This window comes from Gemella haemolysans ATCC 10379, from assembly GCF_000173915.1.
Lineage (GTDB): Bacteria > Bacillota > Bacilli > Staphylococcales > Gemellaceae > Gemella > Gemella haemolysans.
This window is the reverse complement of the sequence record NZ_ACDZ02000009.1, coordinates 1-22,719: the sequence shown is the minus strand read 5'-3', so window position 1 is coordinate 22,719 and position 22,719 is coordinate 1. Positions and strand designations below refer to the sequence as shown.

Annotated in this window: 18 protein-coding genes, 1 rRNA gene and 1 pseudogene; 15 read left to right on the top strand and 5 right to left on the bottom strand. The window is 32.7% G+C overall.

Translation table 11 applies throughout. The features are described from left to right. Positions 1 to 299 precede the first annotated feature (299 nt). The 4 genes from GEMHA0001_RS09180 to merA all read left to right on the top strand — a co-directional run bounded on the left by GEMHA0001_RS09180 (position 300) and on the right by merA (position 3,573). Complete coding sequence (locus GEMHA0001_RS09180) at positions 300 to 404, top strand: putative holin-like toxin (protein ID WP_081450717.1); 105 nt, start codon at positions 300 to 302, stop codon at positions 402 to 404. Positions 405 to 962: 558 nt separating this feature from the next. Then, positions 963 to 1,067 (top strand): putative holin-like toxin, encoded by a 105-nt coding sequence (locus GEMHA0001_RS08790; protein ID WP_081450716.1) that lies wholly within the window; start codon positions 963 to 965, stop codon positions 1,065 to 1,067. A gap of 444 nt (positions 1,068 to 1,511) precedes the next feature. After that, on the top strand, positions 1,512 to 1,904 hold the full coding sequence (merR, locus tag GEMHA0001_RS03830) for a mercury resistance transcriptional regulator MerR (RefSeq protein WP_003144449.1): 393 nt from the start codon (positions 1,512 to 1,514) through the stop codon (positions 1,902 to 1,904). Between the two features lie 28 nt (positions 1,905 to 1,932). Continuing rightward, positions 1,933 to 3,573, top strand: coding sequence for a mercury(II) reductase (gene merA / locus GEMHA0001_RS03825; RefSeq protein ID WP_003144501.1), 1,641 nt, complete (start codon positions 1,933 to 1,935; stop codon positions 3,571 to 3,573). A 252-nt stretch (positions 3,574 to 3,825) separates the two neighbouring features. Here merA and GEMHA0001_RS03820 read toward each other — a convergent pair whose 3' ends face one another. Then, positions 3,826 to 4,296 (bottom strand): GNAT family N-acetyltransferase, encoded by a 471-nt coding sequence (locus tag GEMHA0001_RS03820; RefSeq protein ID WP_003144619.1) that lies wholly within the window; start codon positions 4,294 to 4,296, stop codon positions 3,826 to 3,828. Between the two features lie 323 nt (positions 4,297 to 4,619). Further along, positions 4,620 to 6,165, bottom strand: a pseudogene (gene guaA / locus GEMHA0001_RS03815) (glutamine-hydrolyzing GMP synthase). A gap of 303 nt (positions 6,166 to 6,468) precedes the next feature. Here guaA and GEMHA0001_RS03810 point away from each other — a divergent pair. Continuing rightward, a complete protein-coding gene (locus tag GEMHA0001_RS03810) occupies positions 6,469 to 7,485 on the top strand; it encodes a lactonase family protein (RefSeq protein ID WP_003144573.1) in 1,017 nt (338 codons plus the stop codon). Between the two features lie 43 nt (positions 7,486 to 7,528). Here the strand turns inward: GEMHA0001_RS03810 and GEMHA0001_RS03805 are convergent, their stop codons facing one another. After that, the gene (locus GEMHA0001_RS03805) at positions 7,529 to 7,816 is read right to left on the bottom strand and encodes a YutD-like domain-containing protein (RefSeq protein ID WP_003144636.1); all 288 of its coding nucleotides are present in this window, start codon (positions 7,814 to 7,816) and stop codon (positions 7,529 to 7,531) included. Between the two features lie 2 nt (positions 7,817 to 7,818). Continuing rightward, positions 7,819 to 9,018, bottom strand: coding sequence for a D-alanyl-D-alanine carboxypeptidase family protein (locus GEMHA0001_RS03800; protein WP_003144470.1), 1,200 nt, complete (start codon positions 9,016 to 9,018; stop codon positions 7,819 to 7,821). A 254-nt stretch (positions 9,019 to 9,272) separates the two neighbouring features. On the opposite strand from GEMHA0001_RS03800, the gene GEMHA0001_RS03795 reads away from it, so the two are divergent. After that, positions 9,273 to 10,418 carry a BaiN/RdsA family NAD(P)/FAD-dependent oxidoreductase gene (locus GEMHA0001_RS03795; RefSeq protein WP_003144503.1) on the top strand — a complete coding sequence of 382 codons (1,146 nt, stop codon included), beginning with the start codon at positions 9,273 to 9,275 and terminating at the stop codon, positions 10,416 to 10,418. Between the two features lie 151 nt (positions 10,419 to 10,569). After that, complete coding sequence (locus tag GEMHA0001_RS03790; RefSeq protein WP_248657380.1) at positions 10,570 to 11,460, top strand: alpha/beta hydrolase; 891 nt, start codon at positions 10,570 to 10,572, stop codon at positions 11,458 to 11,460. Positions 11,461 to 11,544: 84 nt separating this feature from the next. Here the strand turns inward: GEMHA0001_RS03790 and GEMHA0001_RS03785 are convergent, their stop codons facing one another. Next, complete coding sequence (locus GEMHA0001_RS03785; protein WP_003144572.1) at positions 11,545 to 12,624, bottom strand: M24 family metallopeptidase; 1,080 nt, start codon at positions 12,622 to 12,624, stop codon at positions 11,545 to 11,547. 247 nt (positions 12,625 to 12,871) lie between these two features. Between GEMHA0001_RS03785 and pip the strand changes: the two genes are divergently transcribed. The 8 genes from pip to GEMHA0001_RS03745 all read left to right on the top strand — a co-directional run. Continuing rightward, the gene (pip, locus tag GEMHA0001_RS03780; protein WP_003144535.1) at positions 12,872 to 13,834 is read left to right on the top strand and encodes a prolyl aminopeptidase; all 963 of its coding nucleotides are present in this window, start codon (positions 12,872 to 12,874) and stop codon (positions 13,832 to 13,834) included. 387 nt (positions 13,835 to 14,221) lie between these two features. Beyond that, positions 14,222 to 16,015 carry an aminopeptidase P family N-terminal domain-containing protein gene (locus tag GEMHA0001_RS03775; RefSeq protein WP_003144606.1) on the top strand — a complete coding sequence of 598 codons (1,794 nt, stop codon included), beginning with the start codon at positions 14,222 to 14,224 and terminating at the stop codon, positions 16,013 to 16,015. Between the two features lie 274 nt (positions 16,016 to 16,289). After that, complete coding sequence (locus tag GEMHA0001_RS03770; protein WP_003144554.1) at positions 16,290 to 17,519, top strand: aminopeptidase; 1,230 nt, start codon at positions 16,290 to 16,292, stop codon at positions 17,517 to 17,519. Between the two features lie 157 nt (positions 17,520 to 17,676). Next, positions 17,677 to 17,955: an RNA-binding S4 domain-containing protein gene (locus GEMHA0001_RS03765; RefSeq protein WP_003144620.1), complete on the top strand. Its 279-nt coding sequence runs from the start codon at positions 17,677 to 17,679 to the stop codon at positions 17,953 to 17,955. Further along, complete coding sequence (locus GEMHA0001_RS03760; protein WP_003144525.1) at positions 17,939 to 18,574, top strand: FtsB family cell division protein; 636 nt, start codon at positions 17,939 to 17,941, stop codon at positions 18,572 to 18,574. The genes GEMHA0001_RS03765 and GEMHA0001_RS03760 overlap by 17 nt, the downstream gene beginning before the upstream one ends. Positions 18,575 to 18,976: 402 nt before the next feature. Beyond that, complete coding sequence (locus GEMHA0001_RS03755; RefSeq protein ID WP_003144633.1) at positions 18,977 to 20,419, top strand: nicotinate phosphoribosyltransferase; 1,443 nt, start codon at positions 18,977 to 18,979, stop codon at positions 20,417 to 20,419. A gap of 12 nt (positions 20,420 to 20,431) precedes the next feature. Further along, positions 20,432 to 21,253 carry an ammonia-dependent NAD(+) synthetase gene (nadE, locus tag GEMHA0001_RS03750; RefSeq protein WP_003144461.1) on the top strand — a complete coding sequence of 274 codons (822 nt, stop codon included), beginning with the start codon at positions 20,432 to 20,434 and terminating at the stop codon, positions 21,251 to 21,253. A 779-nt stretch (positions 21,254 to 22,032) separates the two neighbouring features. Next, a 16S ribosomal RNA gene (locus GEMHA0001_RS03745) occupies positions 22,033 to 22,719 on the top strand; the annotation flags it as partial.

Here is a 22,719-nt window from a genome sequence, read left to right as displayed (position 1 = left end):
ATTGATATACTAGTATTTATAAATAGTTGATAATGATAGTTTAATTTGATATAAACGAAACTGGAGAGAGAAGTTAGGGAGTGTAAAACCTTCCGATAAAGATTGCGGTAGTCGTTTATTTTTCAAAGTCAAAGACTGAAGAAAAATATTACGAATAGCGTATGCAACAGGAACTTAAAAAGCAGGTGCTAAAAGTTAGTATCTGCTTTTTCTAGTTCCTACTGCTGTGGCTACTTCAATAAGAAAGGGGATGGTGCTATGCTCGCATACACTAAAATCTTGATGAAAGGAGTAGCAAGTTGTCAGCTTACGAAATTGTACAGACGATTATTGGAATAAATCTATTGATTGTTTCAGTAGTTAGTGCATGTATTGTAGCATTAAAAAAAGACAATAAAAAATAACCATCTTTATACTTTGGCAAGGTAAGATGGTTATATAATAACTAAACCCACCGTCTTTAAAACGGCTCTCTCTTTTTTATATTTATATTTTAGCATAGATAAGGTAAGAAATCAAAGATTTTATTAAAAAGACTCCACCGAAGTATTTTGGTGGGGTTTTTGGTGGGGAACCTAATTGAATTAAATAGATTTACAACATTTATAACAACTAGAAACGCAGTTAAATTAGGATTCTCCATTCAAATTATATTTGTAATCTATTCCCATTCAATAGGGGAAGAATCTATCCTGAGTAGTTGATATCATAGGAAGTATCGACTTTATTTTTTATATTGGCAGGGGAAATGGCAGGGTATAAAAAGTATAATTATTTAGTAAAAAGTGTTGATATATTAGTATTTATAAATATTTGATTATGATAGTTTAATTTGATATAATCAAAACTGGAGAGAGAAGTTAGGGAGTGTAAAACTTCCGATAAAGATGGTGGCTACTTCAATATGAAAGGGGATGGTTCTATGCTCGCATACACTAAAATCTGGACGAAAGGAGTAGAGAATGTCTACGTACGAAGCTATCCAACTAATGATAGATTTTGCGGTTTTTGTAATTGCACTTTTGACTTTGGTTGTAGCTATTGTTACTTATATGATGAAAAAATAACCATCTTTAAACTTTGGCAGGTTAAGATGGTTATAATTTAACTAAATAACTGAGTCACCGTCTTTTAAACGGCTCTCTCTTTTATAATTTCATTTTATCATAAACATAATTTAATTGCAATGATTTTGTCAGATTGAAATTGTACAGACGATTATTGGAATAAATTTTTTGATTGTTTCAGTAGTTAGTACATGTATTGTAGTATTAAAAAAGACAATAAAAAATAACGGGTCTTCGGAATATATAGTGGAATTACTTTCTTAATAGTTTAAAAACAACTGGTGTTTAAATCGGATTTTCTGGTGGGATGTTAGGATAATCAATAGTATTATATAAAAGTATCAATCACATACGAGTGATACTTTGGGAAAAAAATAAAATAGTCCAATTTACTTGACTGTGTACTATGGTACATGGTTTATAATATTCAGGGGGTGAAATAAGATGATTTATCGCATTAGTGAGTTTGCAGATAAATGTGGAGTTAATAAAGAAACGATCAGATATTACGAGCGAAAAAATTTATTACAAGAACCTCACCGAACGGAAGCTGGTTATCGGATATATTCATATGATGACGTTAAGCGTGTTGGGTTTATTAAACGAATACAGGAACTTGGTTTCTCTTTAAGCGAGATTTATAAATTACTTGGTGTTGTAGATAAAGATGAAGTTCGTTGTCAAGATATGTTCGAATTTGTTTCTAAAAAACAAAAGGAAGTGCAAAAACAAATAGAGGATTTAAAACGAATTGAAACTATGTTAGACGACTTAAAACAACGATGTCCAGCTGAAAAGCAATTACATTCGTGTCCAATAATAGAAATATTAACATGAGAGATTAATTAACGAAAGGAGCTTTTTTATGAATAAATTTAAGGTAAACATTTCAGGAATGACTTGTACGGGTTGTGAAAAACGCGTAGAATCAGCACTTGAAAAGATAGGTGCTAAAAATATTGAGTCTAGTTATCGTCGTGGTGAAGCAGTATTTGAACTGCCCGATGATATTGAGGTTGAAAGTGCAATAAAGGCGATTGATGAAGCAAATTACCAAGCCGGAGAAATTGAAGAAGTATCATCACTAGAAAACGTGGCGTTAATTAATGAAGATAATTATGACCTTCTTATCATTGGTTCTGGTGCTGCTGCCTTTTCTTCGGCAATTAAAGCTATAGAATACGGTGCAAAAGTTGGAATGATTGAGCGTGGAACGGTTGGGGGAACCTGTGTGAATATTGGCTGTGTTCCGTCAAAAACTCTTCTTAGGGCAGGGGAAATCAATCATTTATCAAAAGACAATCCGTTTATAGGTTTACAAACATCCGCTGGAGAAGTGGATTTAGCTAGTTTAATCACGCAAAAGGATAAATTGGTGAGCGAACTTCAGAATCAAAAATATATGGATTTAATTGATGAATATAATTTTGATTTAATTAAAGGTGAAGCAAAATTCGTTGATGCTAGTACGGTTGAGGTCAATGGGGCAAAGTTATCTGCAAAACGCTTTTTAATTGCAACAGGTGCATCGCCTTCGTTGCCCCAAATTTCAGGACTTGAAAAAATGGACTATTTAACCAGTACAACACTTCTTGAGTTAAAGAAAATACCAAAACGATTAACTGTAATTGGTTCAGGATACATTGGAATGGAGCTTGGACAACTATTTCATCATTTAGGTTCAGAAATAACGCTTATGCAAAGAAGTGAGAGACTTTTAAAGGAGTATGATCCTGAGATTTCAGAGTCAGTTGAAAAAGCGTTAATTGAACAGGGTATAAACCTTGTCAAAGGGGCAACTTTTGAGCGTGTTGAACAAAGTGGAGAGATAAAAAGGGTTTACGTAACAGTAAATGGCAGTAGAGAAGTCATTGAATCAGATCAGTTACTTATTGCCACTGGAAGAAAACCAAATACGGATTCTTTAAATTTAAGTGCAGCAGGTGTTGAAACTGGAAAAAATAATGAAATCCTGATCAATGATTTTGGTCAAACAAGTAATGAAAAGATTTATGCAGCAGGAGATGTGACTTTAGGACCACAATTTGTATATGTAGCAGCCTATGAAGGTGGAATTATTACTGATAATGCTATTGGTGGATTAAACAAAAAAATAGATTTATCGGTAGTTCCTGCTGTTACGTTTACGAATCCGACGGTTGCAACGGTTGGTTTAACAGAAGAACAAGCAAAAGAGAAAGGGTATGATGTGAAGACATCTGTATTACCTTTAGATGCTGTTCCAAGAGCAATTGTAAACCGTGAAACAACCGGTGTATTTAAACTAGTAGCAGATGCAGAAACACTAAAAGTATTAGGGGTTCATATTGTATCTGAAAATGCAGGAGATGTCATCTATGCAGCATCATTAGCTGTTAAATTTGGCTTAACGATAGAAGATTTAACAGAAACCCTAGCACCATATTTAACAATGGCTGAAGGGCTAAAATTAGTTGCACTTACGTTCGATAAAGATATTTCGAAATTATCTTGTTGTGCAGGCTAAGGGAACTTTTTTACAACTCCCCTATTCAATAGGGGAAGAATCTATCCTGAGCAGTTGATATCATAGGGAGTTTCAACTTTATTTTTTATATTGGCAGGGGAAATGGCAGGGTATAAATTTGTATTTATCTTGTATTTAGTTTTTAAAAGTAAACTATATCAAGTTTCTTTGTGAATATACTACTTTTATTTTTACTCATCGAGCTTTTAGATACTAAAATATTTTATTTATAAATAAAATATTATTGAAGTATTATTCCCCTAAATATTTAATATATATTTGACATGGATTCCATTCGTCCCATAAGGTAGGAAAACATTCTAATTCTTTATATCCCATTGCGATATAGAATTCATTAGTAATATCATATTCTTTGTAGTGGCCCATTTTTACAGTTTTTACCTGTGAGTAAGAATATCCAAGATTTTTTGCCATATTTTCGAATTCTATGTTTAGTTTTGTTCCAATTCCCATTCTATGAAATTTTTTCTTTATACCCATTACAAAAATATCTGCAGTATCCTTACTTGTTGCGTTTAATACGATAAAACCTGCAACTTCATTATCTGCATAGCAAGCCAAAAACGGTTTATCTTGTGAATCTTCAATATACTCTTTTGTACTTTCAGGTAGACCAAACCATTCAGGAAGGTCGTAAAGGACCTCTTTTGATATTGTTTCTTTTTCTTTCTTGTCTATTATTTTTTTAATTATTAAATTCATATTATCTTCCTCTTAAAATTATAATTCCATTTAATTATAACATAGATAATAAGTATCATACAAGTAGTCACAAGAAATTGAAATGTTGCTATTTTGATAAAATTTGGTGTTGAATGTATTATTCTTGATTATCTATTTTTATATTTTTATTTTAGTGAAGATAAGGTAAGAAATCAAAGATTTTAATAAAAAGACCTTATCAATAGTTTTTGATAAGGTCTTTCTGGAGACACTTTGGAGACAATCCAAAGTGTTTTAACTAATTTCAATCTATATAATGTTTCTTAAAGTCAGTTATAGCAAGGTTTCTTGACTTTTAAAAGCTACTCCCATTCGATTGTTGCCGGAGGCTTACTTGTAATATCGTAGACTACGCGGTTAACGTGAGCAACTTCGTTTACGATACGAGCTGAGATCTCTTCAAGTACTTCAAATGGAATGTGAGCCCAGCTAGCTGTCATACCATCGATACTTGTTACTGCACGAACTGCTACTGTGTAATCGTATGTACGAACATCTCCCATAACTCCTACTGAGCGGATATCTGGAAGACATGTGAAGTATTGCCAGATTTCTCCTTCTAATCCACGTTTAGCGATAACATCACGTAAGATAAAGTCACTGTCACGAACGATTTGAAGTTTTTCTTCTGTTACTTCTCCAAGAACACGGATACCAAGTCCTGGTCCTGGGAATGGTTGACGCCAAACGATTTCGTGAGGAAGACCAAGTGCTTCACCTAATGCACGAACCTCATCTTTGAATAAAGTATTAAGTGGCTCGATTAGAGAAAAACGCATGTCTTCTGGTAATCCACCTACGTTGTGGTGAGATTTGATTGTTTGAGCATTCTTAGTTCCAGATTCGATAACGTCAGTGTAAAGAGTACCTTGAGCTAAGAATGGTACGTCGTGAAGTTTAGCACATTCTTCGTCAAATACATAAACGAATTCATTACCGATGATTTTACGTTTTTGTTCTGGATCACTTACACCTTTAAGTTTTCCAAGGAATCTATCTTTTGCATCGACTTTAATTAGATTCATGTTGAATCCACCTTCGATTTCTTTACTGAATGTGTTCATTACAGCTTCAGCTTCACCTTTACGAAGTAGACCGTGATCGATAAACATACAGATTAGTTGATCTCCGATTGCTTTATCTAGTAAGGCTGCAACAACTGATGAGTCTACACCACCAGATAATGCACAAAGAACTTTTTGATCTCCAACTTCTGCACGAATTTCTTCAATTTTTTCATCGATGAAGTTTTGGATAGTCCAGTTTTCAGTACATTTACATACATTACGGATGAAGTTTTTAATTAAGTCATAACCGTATTCTGAGTGACGTACTTCTGGGTGGAATTGGAAGCAGTAGAAGTCTTTTTCTACGTTTTCAGCAGCAGCGATTGGACAGTTATCACTTGTCGCTACAACTTTGAATCCTTCAGCAAGTTCAACAACTTTATCAGAGTGACTCATTAATACTTGTTGAGTTTCAGGAGTACCTTCGAATAATTTAGCTCCTGGAGTTACGTCAACATTGTGAGCTCCGTATTCTCTACTTGTAGCAGATTCAACTTTTCCTCCTAGCTTGTGTTGCATAAGTTGCATTCCATAACAAATTCCTAATACAGGAATACCTAGGTTGAAAATCTCGTCATCAATCGTAAGAGAGTTTTTCTTCATATACTGAGTTAGGTCCACCTGAAAGGATAATTCCTTTAGGGTTCATTTTTTTAATTTCTTCAATAGAAATTTCATTGTCATGTAGCTCAGAATAAACACCAAGTTCACGTACACGACGAGTGATAAGTTGGTTATATTGACTACCGAAGTCAAGAACTAATATAAATTCGTGTTTCACGGTTTTCCTCCTAAAATATACTTTTATTAATATAAACTATTATATCAAGAAGTTGAAGATATGTAAAATCTTAAATGTTAGAATTTTTGTGGTTTTTTTTTGTAAAATATCGAATTTCCAACAAAAAAATAGCTAAAAACGAATTTTAAGTTTATGAAAAGGGTAGAAAATTCGTAAAATGAGATTTTAACTTTTCAAAAAAAAAGATAATTTTGGTTTATACGAATTATAGGCGAGAGAAAATTTTATTAAATTTTTTTTGAAAATGTTATAATAAGTTTATAGAAAGTAGGAGGAAAAATAATGGTAAGAGCATATATTGGAACATATACGAAAGCAACTAGTGAAGGAATATATTTAGTTGAGTTATCTGAAGAAGGAAAAGTACTAGAAGTTAGAAATGTAGCAAAAGTTGACAATCCAACGTATTTAGCATTGTCTAATGATAATAAATATTTATATAGTGTATCAAAAGTAGATGGAAAAGGTGCTGTTACAAGCTTTGAAGTTGAAGAAAATGGTGATTTGAAAGAATTAACATCAGTTGCCCAAGAAGGAAATCCTCCTTGTTATGTAGAGTTAAACTCAGAGAAAAATACTTTATTATCAGCGAACTATCATTTAGGTACGATCGATAGTTATTCTGTTGAAAATGGTGAGCTTGTAAAACTCTTATCAACAGATCATCATGAAGGAAGTGGAGTACACGAAAGACAAGAGAAACCTCATGTGCATTTTTCAGGATTTACCCCAAGTGAAAAATATGTCTTTTCATGTGATTTAGGAACTGATGAGATTACATCGTATAAGCTTAATGAAGGGGTTTTAGAAAAAGTAGCTACTTTTAAAGCTAAAGATGGAAGTGGAGTTCGCCACATAGTATTTAGTAGTGACGAAAAACAAGCTTTTGTTATGACAGAACTTACTAGTGAGGTAATTGCTTTTAATTACGATGGAGAAGGGAACTTAACAAATCCAACATATTATCCTACACTACCTGAAGGTTTTTCATTAGAAAATAAAGGTAGTGCGATAAAAATTTCAAATGATAATAGATTTATCTATGTTTCTAATAGAGGACAAGATGCTATAGTTATTTTTGAAAATACAGAATCAGGTCTAATACAGCTTCAAACTATTAGTACTGAAGGAGAGGGGCCTAGAGATTTTGACCTTTCAAAAGATAATACTTTAGCAATTGCGACAAATGAAAATAGTGGAACAATTACTGTGTACACTGTTAATAAGAAAACAGGTGAACTAACTGTTGTTGCTTCTGAGGTAGTTGTACCTGAGGCAGTTTGTGCTAAGTTTATATAGAAAAATACCTAAGGTGAGGATGACCTCATCTTAGGTATTTATTTTATGAATTTCTTTTTTTAACGACGAAGAATGGTGCACCGAAATTACAATATTCTAGTATGTAATCTTCAAGGTTGTTTATGTTCTTAGGATTGTTGTTATCCTTTGTTAAAATGAATCCAGTAAGTCGTAGTTTTTCATGAGAAATATCTCCTACGATATATGGTTTATTTTTTAATACATCTACAAGTTTTTCTTCAAATGTTTCTTTTTGAAAGGCATCTTTGAAGTTGTAAACAAGCTCATAAATTGTACCATCAACTTCGAAAACTAAATTGTTTTGCTCCATATTTAATCCTTTCTAACAACTTGTCTCATAACGTATAGTGCTGCGAAAACAAGTGTGTATATTGCAAGTATACCCGTAGCGAAGTATTTCGTACGATCTATTACAATAGTAGTTTTTTCGTAATTATCTTTCTTATCAAAGTTATCATCATTGATGAAGTTTGATTTGATTTTTGCCAGGTTTCCTGTATTATCGTTAGAACTAAAATCAGAGAATACTGTTCCTTCATTTGCAGAAATTGTTTCATATTTTTGGAATAAAAGTATTTTTTTATTCATTAGAAGGTATGTTACATCTTTTATCGAATGTTTTTCATAGAATAAGTCGTAAATATCTTCATTGAAAGTAATACGCTCATTGTTTATAGTATATGTTCCTGCTTTAAGGGCTAGTTTGTAGTTATAGTTTGAGAATAGATAATCGTAAGTTTTTTGAAGCTTATCAAAATAAGTAGCTTTATCATCGCTTTGGTTTAATACTGTGATAATTAATTTAGTATTACCACTGTACGCGTAAGTTACACTATTTTTGTCAGAGTAATCTAAACCTAAAACTCTAAACTTATCTGATTCTTTAAACTCAACACTATTGTTAATTTTTTCTCTAGATACTAAAGTATGTTCTGGATTTTTTGTGATTTCTGTAATCTCAGGATAATTTTTAAGAATTAAGCTAGTAAGGTAAGAGATATTCTTTGCAGTACTAGTATTATTCCCATTGTTATCTAGTGATTCTAATTTTGTGTCATGTAGTGACATAGCAGCTAATGTTTCTTTAGCTTTATCAAGAGTTACGTTAAAGTGAGTGAATACAGCTTGATTAAGGCTATTAGAATTTTCATTTTCTAATAGGAAGATTGCATCTTTAACTGTAATTGACGATTCTATTTTATATTTAGAGAGAATGTCATCTCCACTAGCAATATTAATTTTCTCATCTAACGTTATTTTTTTATTTTTTAAATTGTCAGTAAGTAGGTAAAGTGCAAGGTAGTTTGGTAATTTACCTACAGATACTTTTTCATTTTCTCCACGTTTAGAAATGATTTTCCCCGTGTTTAATTCCGAAACTACAAGATGCGCATTAACATCACTTATATTTGTTACTGCATTGTTATCTAGAAAGTTATCATCAGCTTTCGAGAAGTTTGGAACTAAAAATACAAGAAGTAAAATCAAAATACCAATTTTTTTCAATCTCATTATTTAAAATCCTTTATTTTAAAATTGTTTAAAGCACAATACTAATTTAATATTAGAACACTGTTTAAACACATACCTTTTAGTATATTACAAAATAGCGAAAAATTCCAATAAGAAGGAAGGAAAATTTTAGAATTTTTAATTGGAAGTATGTAGTATAAAATTATGTTTAACATAGAAAAATTTGAAAGTATTGGATTACGTGGTATAATTAGATGATATTTGATTAAATTAAGAGAAAGTTGAGATTTAAGATGAAATACGATGTGATTGTGATAGGGCTTGGTAGTGCAGGGCTTATGATAGCAGATAGGCTTAATGATAGTGGTTTAAAAGTACTAGTTCTTGAGCAAAATAGACGTGCAGGAATAAAACTGCTTTTAACAGGAAATGGTCGTTGTAATGTTATGAGTAGTGATAATGCTGAAGATTTTGTCGCAGCAGTGCATAATGGTAGATTTTTAAGAAGTGCATATCATAAATATAATGTTAAGAAGTTCTTTGATAAGCATAATTTGAAATTAAAGCAAGAAAATAGGAGATTATATCCAGCGAGTGAAAAATCTAGAGATGTTGTTAATGCGTTTAAAATAGACCATGCGAAGATTAACTATAAAGAGAAAGTAGAAGATTTAGTATTCGAAGATGATAAGCTAGTAGGTGTAAAGACTAATGTTGATACGTATTACGGAAAAAATGTCGTAGTCTGTGCTGGAGGGAAAACATATCCTCAGAGTGGAAGTGATGGTTCATTACATAGAATTCTGAAAAAACATGGTGTGAAGATTACCAAAATATATCCTAGTGAAGTAGCCTTAGTTTTTGAAGACTTTAGAGAATTATCTGGGGTTGCTCTGCAAAATGTAAGAATGTTCCATAAAAAAAATGAAAGAAGCGGAGATCTTCTATTTACGCACAAAGGATTAAGTGGGCCGTTATCAATTTCAATGGGAGAATTCGTAGCTCGTTATCCAGAGGATAAATTTTATCTAGACTTTTATCCTGACCTTAATGAGGAGGAACTTTTTGCTAAACTATGGGAAGATAATAAATTCTTGAATGGAAAATTACCGAAGAGTTTTTATAACTTTATGATCGAAAAACATTTCCCAGAAAATGTTAGTAAAAAAGAGTTAAGAAAATTTGTAACAAAAATTAAACGTTATGAGTTGGTTGATGTTAAGACGATGCCATTAGAATATGCCTTTACTACAGCAGGTGGAGTAGATCTTAAAGTAGTAAGTCCGAAGACATGTAGTCATAAAAAAATAGAGAATTTATACTTTGCAGGAGAAATTCTAGACTTACATGGAGAAATCGGTGGTTACAATCTTATGGTTGCCTGGTTCACGGGGATGATTGTGGCAGATGCTATTAAAGAAAAGTATGGGATAGAATAAAAAATAACACTAATAGTGACATTCTAAGTCACTATTAGTGTTATTTTTTGTTTACTTTTATTCGAAGTGGTAGTATAATAGTTTTATTGAATTTGAAGATGAAAGGTAAAGACAAGTGAAAAAACATTTTAAAAAAATATTAGCGACTCTGTTGATTTTACTAGTTGTTGTATTTGGTTTTGTTGGAAACTATTTTTATAATTTTGGATTGAATCCGAAGGTAGACAAGAGTGCTATCGTAAATCAAGATAGTGATGGGAGTAAAGAGGATAAAACAGCTTTAAACAAGTGGTTTGATGAAACGAAGCAAACTGTTGAGATGGAGTCTGTTACTAAAAATAAACTTGTTGGATATAAGTTTGTCAATCCTAATGCTAAAAAGTGGATATTTGTAGTTCATGGATACACTAGTGATGCTAAAAAAATGGTTAATTATATCAAAAAATTCTACGACATGGGTTATAGTGTTTTTGCACCAGATTTAATAGCTCACGGTAATAGTGAAGGTGACTTTATATCTATGGGTGGCTATGACTCTGATGATCTAGTTAATTGGGTGAAAAAAATATCATCAGAAAATAACAATGCCGATACTGCATTATTCGGAATTAGTATGGGAGCAGCTACAGTAATGAATGCAGTAGGTAAGGATTTACCATCTAACGTAAAAACTTTTATCGAAGATAGTGGTTATGTGAATTTAAAAGTAGAGTTCACATATCAGTTGAAAAAATTATTTAATTTACCGAGTTTTCCTGTAATTCCGGCGGCAAATACGGTGACGAAGATAAGAGCTGGATATTTCTTTGGTGATGTAGATGCAACAAAAGCCTTGAAAGAAACTAAACTTCCGGCCTTAGTACTACATGGTGAAGAAGATGGTTTTGTTCCATTAGAACATGGGAAAGCAGCTTATGATCTAATAACTTCAGAAAAAGAATTTCACAGTTTCCCAGGAATGAAACATGTTCAGGCTGAAAGAAAATTCAGAGAACAATATTGGAATATCGTAGGGGAATTTTTAAAGAAACATTTTGAATAAAAGAAAAAGACGATTGTATTAAAGTCAATCGTCTTTTCTTTTCTTAGGAGTAGTTTTATGAAAAGCTTAATTTAATATAATTAGTTACTCGCCGATAATAACTAATTCTTTGTTAAGTTTGTTTAAAACTTCGCAACCATCTTCCGTTACTAAGACTAAATCTTCGATACGAACACCGAATTCTCCTGGAAGATAAATGCCTGGTTCGATAGAGAAAATCATACCTGGTTCACATTTAGTTTCATTGATGCTAGAAATATCTCCATATTCATGACATTCTAATCCGATGTGATGGCCTGTACGATGTGTAAAGAATTCTCCATACCCTTTTTCTGTAATGTAATCACGACAAGCTGCGTCTATATCGCAGAATCTAACTCCTGGTTTAACAGCAGCAACGCCTCGTTTTTGAGCCTCTAATACTATTTCAAATACTTCACGTGCTTTTTCGCTTGGCTGTTTCCAAAATACAGTACGTGTCATATCTGAACAATAATTGTCTTTAATCCCACCCATATCGATAATTATAGCATCGCCGGGTTTTACATATCTATCTCCTACAGTACCGTGAGGATTAGCTCCGTTAGCACCGTAAGCGATAATAGGATCGAATGATAATCCATCGACTTTTAATTCTTCATGAATAGAAAGTAAATCTTTAGCTACATCTTTTTCTGATTTTCCTTCAGAAATACTATTTATAACTCTTTGACAGGCCGTATCGTTTAGAATAGAAGCACGGCGCATAAGTTCTTTTTCTTCATCATCTTTAATCATGCGAACGCGATCGACGATTTGAGATACATCTACAAATTTGTTTTCTGGTAGATGATTCATAAGAGGTAATAGGAATCGAGCAGGAAGAACTTTATCTATACCTACGACAGAACCATTTGGTATAATTTTTGCTAGCAGTTCAATAGGATTATCAGTATCAGAATAAACTATTTTTTCTAATTCTAAATCTTTTTCAAGTGGGAAAAGAGCATTGATGAATAGTTTGTGATCACCATTTTCATCAAGTAGCACTGCAAAAAATCTTTCACCTGGATGCTCTAAGTATTCAGTTAGATAGAAAATTGAATAAGGATCGCTAATTAAAGCTTGGTTGATTCCTTGTTGTTTCATTTTTTCTAAAATTTTGTTAGTTCTTGAAAGTTTCACTTTTCTCTACTCCTTTTTTGTCTTATAATCTTTAATATAATTATATCACTAATATTAATCGATTGCAAAATTGTTATATAGATGATTATTATAGATTTCAAGAAAGTAATTGAATATTAAAAAAGGTTGAGATATAATAGAAGAGGAGTATAAATATCGCTAATTAATTTATTTTTAAGAAGTAAAAAATAAAACTGTTATGTGATATAAATAAATTGTAAACAAATACACAACAGGAGGTATTATTATGGGGGAATTAAGGAGTTTATATCCTGAAATTAAAGAAAATTTCTCTAAAATGTTAAAGGTCGATGAGACCCATACTATTTATTATGAGGAGAGTGGGAATCCTCAAGGTGTTCCGGTAGTTTTTTTACATGGTGGACCAGGTTGTGGAACATCGGCAAGTGGTAGACAATATTTCGATCCAGAATTCTATCGAATTATATTATTTGATCAAAGAGGAAGTGGAAAGTCTACGCCCCATGCATGCTTAGAGAATAATGATACTTGGCACATTATTGAGGATATGGAGAAAATAAGGGAAGATTTAAACATTGATAAATGGCTAGTATTTGGAGGAAGTTGGGGTTCTACCTTAGCACTTTGTTATGCTATTAAACATCCAGAGCGCGTGTTAGGTTTAGTATTACGTGGTATTTTCCTAGGACGTAGAGAGGATATATTATGGATTTATGAAAAAGGTGGTGCGAGTAATATACACCCAGAAGCATTCGAGAGATATGAAAGTATAATACCTAAAGATGAACGTCGTGATATGGTTCGTGCGTATTATAACCGTCTAACAAGTAAATATAGGGAGATAAGAGAAATCGCGGCAAAAGAGTGGAGCATGTGGGAAGGAAGTCTTGTTACACTTAATCCAGACCCTAACTTGGAACAAAGTTTTGGTGATATTCACTATTCAGTTTCAATGGCGACTATTGAATGCCACTTTTGGATGAATAATATGTTCTGGAATGACGATGATTGGATATTAAATAATATCGATGCTATAAAAGATATTCCTACAACAATAACTCATGGTCGTTATGATGTTGACTGCCGTGTTGTAGGTGCTTATGAATTAAGTAAAAAGTTAAATAATTGTAAATTGGATATTGTTGTAGCTGGTCACTCAGGAGGAGAACCGGCGATAGTGGATTCGTTGGTAAAAGCAACTGATTATTTCAAAGATTTATTAAAATAATAACAATAGTATGTAGACTATAGATGTTGATTCTATAGTCTATATTTTATTGAAAAAATAACTAATTTAAAAATCTAGGGGGTTGCCCCAAAAGACCTAAATTTTAACAAAGTGTATATGAGAACTCATAGACGCAGTGGTTTATTGATATCTAAAATTGCTTTATAAAAGCTTTTTAGATATCTAATAAACTGTGCGGGGGTGACTCGACAAAATCGATTTCTCCGAAATCACGATTTTTAAGTCACTCCCTAGTGAAATGCATATTATAATGTGATAGAATAATAAGTATGATAATTGTGAAGATTATTTATCGGTGAGGTTTTTCACGATTAGTTAGAAAATTCATATAGAAGTTATATATGAAATAACGAAGGAGTAAGGACAATGGAGATAAAAGAAAGAGTTTCTAAGTTAAGAGTATTAATGGAAAGAAATGGAATTGATGTCTATATGATTCCAACAGCGGATTTTCACAATAGTGAATATGTAGGAGAACATTTTAAAGCTCGTGCATTTATGAGTGGATTTACTGGTTCTGCAGGGACATTAATTGTTACTAAGGATTTCGCAGGTTTATGGACAGATGGGAGATATTTCTTACAAGGAGAAAAACAATTAGAAGGAACTGGTATCGAGTTACAAAAAATGCGTGAACCAGGAGTTCCTACTATCGCGGAGTTTGTTGTTGAAAATACACCAGAGGATGGGGTATTAGGATTCGATGGGCGCGTTGTGACTTTTGGTGAAGGAAAAGACTTAGCTACTAAACTAAAACGTAAAAATGCTACGGTAAAATATGATGTTGATTTAGTTGATGAGATTTGGGAAAATCGTCCGGCGCTATCAGAAGAACCAGCATTTTATATGAGTTTAGAAAGAGCTGGAGAATCTGTAGCTAGTAAGCTTGAGAGAGTTCGTAAAGAAATGCATGAAGTAGGAGCAAATATTCATGTTATAACTACACTTGATGATATTGGATGGTTATTAAATATTCGCGGTATGGATGTTGATTATGTACCAGTATTATTAAGTTATGCAGTTGTTTATGAAGATAGTGTTGACTTATATGTAGATGAGAGAAAACTATCAGATGAAATCAAAAAACACTTGGCAGACCACAATGTACACATTAAGTCATATAATGATATTTATGAAGAAGTGAAACAATTTTCAGGCAACGATGTAGTTCTAGTCGATCCAGAGTGCTTAAACTATGCAGTGTTTAACAATATTCCAAAAGAGATAACACTAGTGGAGAGACGTAACCCGACAATTTTAATGAAAGCTATAAAAAATGAGGTTGAATTACAGCATACTATTAAAGCCCATGTGAAAGATGGTATTGCTCATACGAAGTTTATTTATTGGTTAAAACAACTGGTAAAACAAGGTACAAGTGAACAAGAAGATGAACTTTCGGCATCTGCGAAACTTGTAGAATTGAGAAAAGAACAAGGTGGCTTTATCTGTCCAAGTTTTTCTCCAATTTGCGGTCATGGTGAAAATGGGGCTATTGTGCACTATTCATCTTCTAAAGAAACTTCTATTCCGCTACGTACAGGTACTTTCTTCTTAACTGATACTGGTGCACACTTTGAAGAAGGCTCAACTGACATCACACGTACTACAGCGATGGGAGAAGTTAGCGATAAATTAAAATACGATTATACACGAGTACTTCAATGTCACCTTCGTTTATCAAGATTAAAATTCATGGAAGGTGTTTCTGGAGCTAATGTGGACTTATTCGCTCGTGCTCCATTATGGCAAGATTATGAGAACTTCAACCACGGAACAGGTCATGGTGTAGGTTACTTAGGTAATATTCATGAAGGACCTCATGGTATTCACTGGGGAATCTATCGTGCAGCTGAACCATTTAAACACGGTATGGTAGTTACTAATGAACCGGGATTATACATCTCAGGATCTCATGGTATTCGTTTAGAGAATGAACTTATTGTTAGAAAAACAGTAAAAAATGAATATGGTCAATTTATGGAATTTGAAGTGATGACATTTGTACCATGGGATTTAGAGGCTATTAATCTAGATATGCTTACAATTGAAGATAAATATGAATTGAATAAATATCATGCGAAAGTATTTGAAGTATTAGCTCCACACTTTGAAGGTGATGAGTTAGAATGGTTAAAACAAGCAACTAGAGAAGTTTAATTTCTATGAGGGCTGACAAAAAGGTCCTAAATTCTAACAAGGTGCCTATGAAAACTCATAGACGCAGTGGTTTATTGATATCTAAAATCGCTTTAGAAAAGCTTTTTAGATATCTAATAAACTGTGCGGGGGTGACTCGACAAAATCGATTTCTACGAAATCACGATTTTTGAGTTACTCCCTACTAATATTATCTAAGAAAAAGTGATATAATAGATTATGTGCAATTAAAGAAATAATTAGCAAATAAAGAGAAGAAGTCGAGGAAAATCAAATGGATTTAAATACACAATTAAAAAAATATGCTCAACTTATTGCGAAAGTTGGATTAAATGTTCAAGAAGGTCAACCGGTATTAGTTCGTGCTAGTACTGAAACACGTGAGTTTGTAGCTAAAGTTGTAGAAGCTTGCTATGAATTAGGAGCAAAAAGAGTATCAGTAGAGTGGCGTGATCAAGAATTAACAAAATTAAATTTAAAATATCAAAGTGAAGAGTCATTGAGTACGGTTGGTCAATGGTATATTGATAAGTATCAAGTTGAATTAGATGAAGGTGCAGCATTCTTATCTATTATCGGAGATGATCCAGATGGATTAGCAGGTGTAGATAGTGAGAAATTAAAAGCGTCTATGGTAGGTCGTTCAAAAGCTATGCGTAACTACATGAAATCAATTATGAGTGACGAATGTCCATGGTGTGTAGTCAGTGCTTCAACTGTTGGATGGGCGAAGAGATTATATCCTGAATTAAGCGATGAAGAAGCTTATTTAAAACTCTGGGATCAAATCTTAAGTGCTTGTCGTTCAACTGGAGATGACCCTGTAGCTGAATGGGAAGAACACATTAGAGTTTTAGATGAAAAAGCGAAATTCTTACACGAAAATGAATTAGTTAAATTACATATCACAAATGACTTAGGAACTGATTTATATGTAGGTTTACCTAAAAATCATATTTGGCAAAGTGCAGGAAGTTATGCTAAAAAAGCTTCTCGTTTCGTAGCTAATATCCCTACAGAGGAAGTATTTACAATGCCTCATAAAGATGAGACAAGTGGTATTGTTTATAATGCTAAACCTCTAAACTACAGTGGAGTATTAATTGATAACTTCTGGTTAAAATTTGAAGATGGTAAAGTCGTAGACTTCGGAGCAGAGCGTGGTTATGATGTTCTTAAAAACTTATTAGAAACAGATGAAGGCTCAAGAAGAATAGGGGAAATGGCATTAGTACCTTATGATTCACCAATCTCAAATACAAAAATTCTATTCTTAGAAACATTATTTGATGAGAACGCAGCGTGCCATATTGCCCTTGGTAAAGCATATCCAACATGTGTTCAAGGTGGACCGGAAATGACTGATGAACAATTAGCAGAAGTTGGTGCTAATGATAGTTTAGTTCACGTTGACTTTATGATTGGAGAAGCGACAACAAATATCACTGGTTATACAGCAGATGGTAAAGAAGTAGCGATTTTCAAAGACGGAAACTGGGCTTAATAATATATAAGATATACGGTTGAAAAAAATTTCGATTGTATATCTTTTGTTTTGTTTGGTAGAAGTTTTCAAAATTTCATATATTACCGTAGATTTTATTTGCGAAAAGAGGCTAAATATGTGATAATAGATTGTACTAATATTTAGGGGTGATTAAATGCGTTTGGATAAATTTTTAAAAGTATCAAGAATTATAAAGAGAAGAACAGTTGCTAATGAAATATCGTCAGAAGGTCATATTGCGATTAATGGTAAGAAAGCTAAGCCTTCGAGTACTTTGAAAATAGGGGATGAAATCACTATTTACTTTGCAAAAAAAGAAGTTGTTTATGAGGTGCTAGAATTAAAAGATAGCACAAAGAAAGAAGATGCAACTAAAATGTTCAAAATCTTATCGGAGAAACTAAGAGAAGTAAAAGATGAGAGAGCAGAATAGCCAATTTAAAAAAGATGTCTTAAAAGCAAAGGCTAAGTACAGAAAACGTCGTAAGTTTATTATATTAGCTATAATGACTTTTGCTTTAGCTGTAACTCTACTGCAAACATTTTTATATATTCGAGATAAGAAACAAATCAATGCTCAATTAGCTGAACAAAATCAGATGATTGAAAATCTTGACAAAGAGAATAAAGTAAATGAACTGGTCATAGATAAGCTAAAAGATCCATACTTTATAACAGACTTGGTAAGACAAGAGTATGGGTTAAGTTATCAAGGTGAGTTGATTTTTAATATTCCATTACAAGAGAATTTCTTACAGGCGACGATTAAGTCTATAATGGATGGGAATTTGGAGAAATCTGAAGATAATAATGGTAGAATTGATGACAGTAAAATACCTGAGCTAGCGAAAAAAGATGATAAAAAATCGTCTTCTAAAAAAGGATCAGAGAAAGCTACAGATAAGCAAAACACTAATAAAACTAGCGATAAAAAAACAGAAGATAGTTCATCAGAAAATGAAGATGATGATAAACAAGAGGTTAATCAACCTCAAAGAGCAACTAACAACGCAAATTCAAACACTAATAATCAGAGAAGTAACAGGGGATAACATTCTGTTGCTTCTTTTTTTAAAACTTCTATAATGATGAGGCTGACTCAAAAGTCCTAAATTTTAACAAAGTGTATATGAGGACTCATAGACGCAGTGGTTTATTGATATCTAGATTCGCTTTATAAAAGCTTTTTAGATATCTAATAAACTGTGCGGGTGTGACTCGACAAAATCTTTTTTCTCCGAAATCGAGATTTTGTCGAGTCACTTCCTTTATAAAAAAATACTTCTGACTATTAATATAAGAAATGATTAATATAAAAGAAAAGATACTGTATAGCGAAACGAGATTTTAGTATTAAATTTACTATACTTAAGTTTAAATATTTGTTAAAAAGGTATTAAAATGATAATATAATAGGTAACAAATTTAATTATATACATAAATCGGAGGAGATTATGAATAAATATATAGGTGATGCTTTGCATACCGACCTTTATCAAATTAATATGGGATATGCATATTTTAAAGACGGAATACATGAGAGAAAATCATATTTTGATGTGTATTTTAGAAAAATTCCTTTTGGTGGAGGATATGCAGTATTTGCTGGACTAGCCAAAATTATAGATTATGTAAATTCATTTGAATTTTCAAACTCTGATATAGAATTTTTAAGAGAATTAGGATATGAAGAAGACTTTTTAGAATATCTAAGTGCTATGAAATTTACAGGTAATATTCGTTCTGTAAAAGAGGGAGAAATTATTTTTGCTAATGAGCCACTCTTGAGAATTGAAGCTCCACTTATTCAAGCGCAAATAATGGAAACGGCTATTTTGAATATTGTTAACTATCAAATACTGATAGCTACAAAGGCTGCTAGAATTAAGCACTTATGTCCAGGTGAAGTTTGTATGGAATTTGGTACTCGTCGTGCTCATGAATTTGATGCGGCAGTATGGGGGACGCGAGCTTCTATTATCGGTGGGTTTGATGCGACTAGTAACGTAAAAGCTGCAAAATTGTTTAATATTCCATGTAGCGGAACACATGCTCACTCATTTGTTCAGGCTTATGAAGATGAAGAAGTTGCATTTAAGAAATATGCAGCTGCGCATAAAGATTGTTATTTCTTAGTTGATACTTATGATACATTGCGCTCTGGAATTCCTACTGCTATTAAAGTAGCGAATGAATTAAAAGATGAGATTAATTTCCATGGTATTAGATTGGATTCAGGAGATATAGCATATTTATCAAAAGAAGCAAGAAAAATGTTAGATGAAGCGGGTTATCCTAATGCGAAAATAGTAGCTTCAAATGATCTAGATGAAGATACGATTACTCACTTAAAACAAGAGGGTGCATGTATTGATGCGTGGGGTGTAGGTACAAAGCTTATAACTGCTTTTGATAATCCAGCATTAGGTGCAGTTTATAAACTTGCATGTTTAGAAAATGATAAAGGTGAGATGATTGACAGGCTAAAAGTCTCAGAAAATCCTGCAAAATTAACTGTTCCTGGTGTGAAAAAAGTTTATAGAATAATAAATACAGACACAGGTATGGCAGCAGGGGATTACATTGCATTGGAGAATGAAGATGTGAATGCAGAACAGAGTATAAAACTTTTCCATCCAACTCATACATATTTAGCTAAGGAAGTGGAGAACTTTAAAGCAATAGATATCCATGAAGATATTTTTGTTAATGGTAAGCAAGTATATGAAGTTCCAACAGTACAAGAAAGTGCTAAGTACTTCCAACAAAATAAAGAATTATTATGGAGTGAGTATCTTCGTTTGCTAAATCCAGAATTCTATCCAGTAGACTTAAGTACTAAATGTTGGGAAAATAGAAAAGAAATATTGGAAAGAGTAACAAAAAAATCAAAATAATTAGGTGATAATATGACATTACAACAGGAAGTAATAAAAAGATTAAGATGTAAACCTGAAATTAATGTAGAAGAGGAAATAAGATTAACAATCAATTTTCTAAAAGATTATATAAAGAAAAATAACTTTATAAAAAGTTTAGTATTAGGTATATCAGGTGGGCAAGATTCTACGCTTTGCGGTAAACTATGTCAAATGGCAATTACTGAATTGAGGGAAGAGACAGGTGAAGAGTATAACTTTATCGCCGTTAGATTACCGTATGGACAACAATTTGATGAAGATGACTGTAACGACGCATTAAAATTTATTAATCCGGACAAAGTATTTACTGTTAATATAAAAGACGCAGTAGACGCTAGTGTAAATTCTTTAAAAGTAGCAGGTGTGGAAATTACTGATTTTGCGAAAGGTAATGAGAAAGCACGAGAAAGAATGAAAGCTCAGTATTCTATTGCTACTATGAATAAAGGTATAGTAGTTGGTACTGACCATGCAGCAGAAGCTATCACTGGATTCTTTACAAAACATGGAGACGGTGGAGCAGATATCGTTCCTCTATATAGATTAAATAAAAGACAAGGGAAAGCATTATTAAAAATGTTAGATTGTCCAGAACACTTATATTTGAAACAACCAACCGCAGATTTAGAAGAAGATCGTCCTGCTTTAGAAGATGAAGTTGCACTTGGAGTAACATATAATGACATAGATGATTACTTAGAAGGAAAAGAAGTTCTTAATAATGTAAAAGAAATAATAGAAGGACATTATTTAAAATCAGAACATAAGAGAAACTTACCAGTTACTGTGTTTGATTTTTACGATATATAGTAGAAATAATAGAAGGAGAGGATAGGAAACTATTCTCTCTTTCTTATTATATAAAGGTATAATTAGCGTATTAGATGGTTTGGAAAAATAAAATGAAAATAAATTAAAAATTTTGTTGACATAATATGAAAGTGATGATAGAATAATAAAAGTCTTCTGATAGAGAAGACGAACAATTGAGAATTTCTAAAGAAGTAATGTTAAGAAAAACCTTGACAAAAGATAATAGAAATGCTAAAATAATTACTGTCTTATAAAGACAACTTCATCGAAATAAACTATTAAAATAGTTTTGCAAAAATATAAAAAAACTATTGACAAGTTATAAAACAGATGATAGAATAGTAAAAGTCTTCTCGAGAAGAAGACGAACGATTAAACACTTCAAAATATTAAATGTTAAGAAATTATAAAAAAGTTCTTGACAAAATATGAAAGAAATGATAAACTTATAAAAGTCTTGAAGAAAGACAAATTCAATTATTTCAACGAAGTAAACGATTCAAGAGTTTTTAAAAAATATAAAAAAACTTCTTGACAAAGATTCGAAGAAATGATAGAATAATAAAAGTCTTCTGAAGAAGATAAAAAAACATTTTTAAAAAAGTTTTTAAAAAAGCTTGACAAAGAAATTTAAAAATGTTAAAATATAAAAGTTGTTAATCGCAATGATTTGAACATTGAAAACTAAACGAATTAAGTCAACGTTAATTCCAAAAAAGGACAGTTTTAAAAAGAAACTATAAAACTTTTTAATGAGCTAATCAAGCTAACAAATTTATTTGGAGAGTTTGATCCTGGCTCAGGACGAACGCTGGCGGCGTGCCTAATACATGCAAGTCGAGCGAAGTTTTTCTGGTGCTTGCACCGGAAAAACTTAGCGGCGAACGGGTGAGTAACACGTAAAGAACCTGCCTCATAGACTGGGACAACTATTGGAAACGATAGCTAATACCGGATAACAGCATTAACTGCATGGTTGATGTTTAAAAGTTGGTTTTGCTAACACTATGAGATGGCTTTGCGGTGCATTAGCTAGTTGGTGGGGTAAAGGCCTACCAAGGCGACGATGCATAGCCGACCTGAGAGGGTGATCGGCCACACTGGGACTGAGACACGGCCCAGACTCCTACGGGAGGCAGCAGTAGGGAATCTTCCGCAATGGGCGAAAGCCTGACGGAGCAACGCCGCGTGAGTGAAGAAGGATTTCGGTTCGTAAAGCTCTGTTGTTAGGGAAGAATGATTGTGTAGTAACTATACACAGTAGAGACGGTACCTAACCAGAAAGCCACGGCTAACTACGTGCCAGCAGCCGCGGTAATACGTAGGTGGCAAGCGTTGTCCGGAATTATTGGGCGTAAAGCGCGCGCAGGTGGTTTAATAAGTCTGATGTGAAAGCCCACGGCTCAACCGTGGAGGGTCATTGGAAACTGTTAAACTTGAGTGCAGGAGAGAAAAGTGGAATT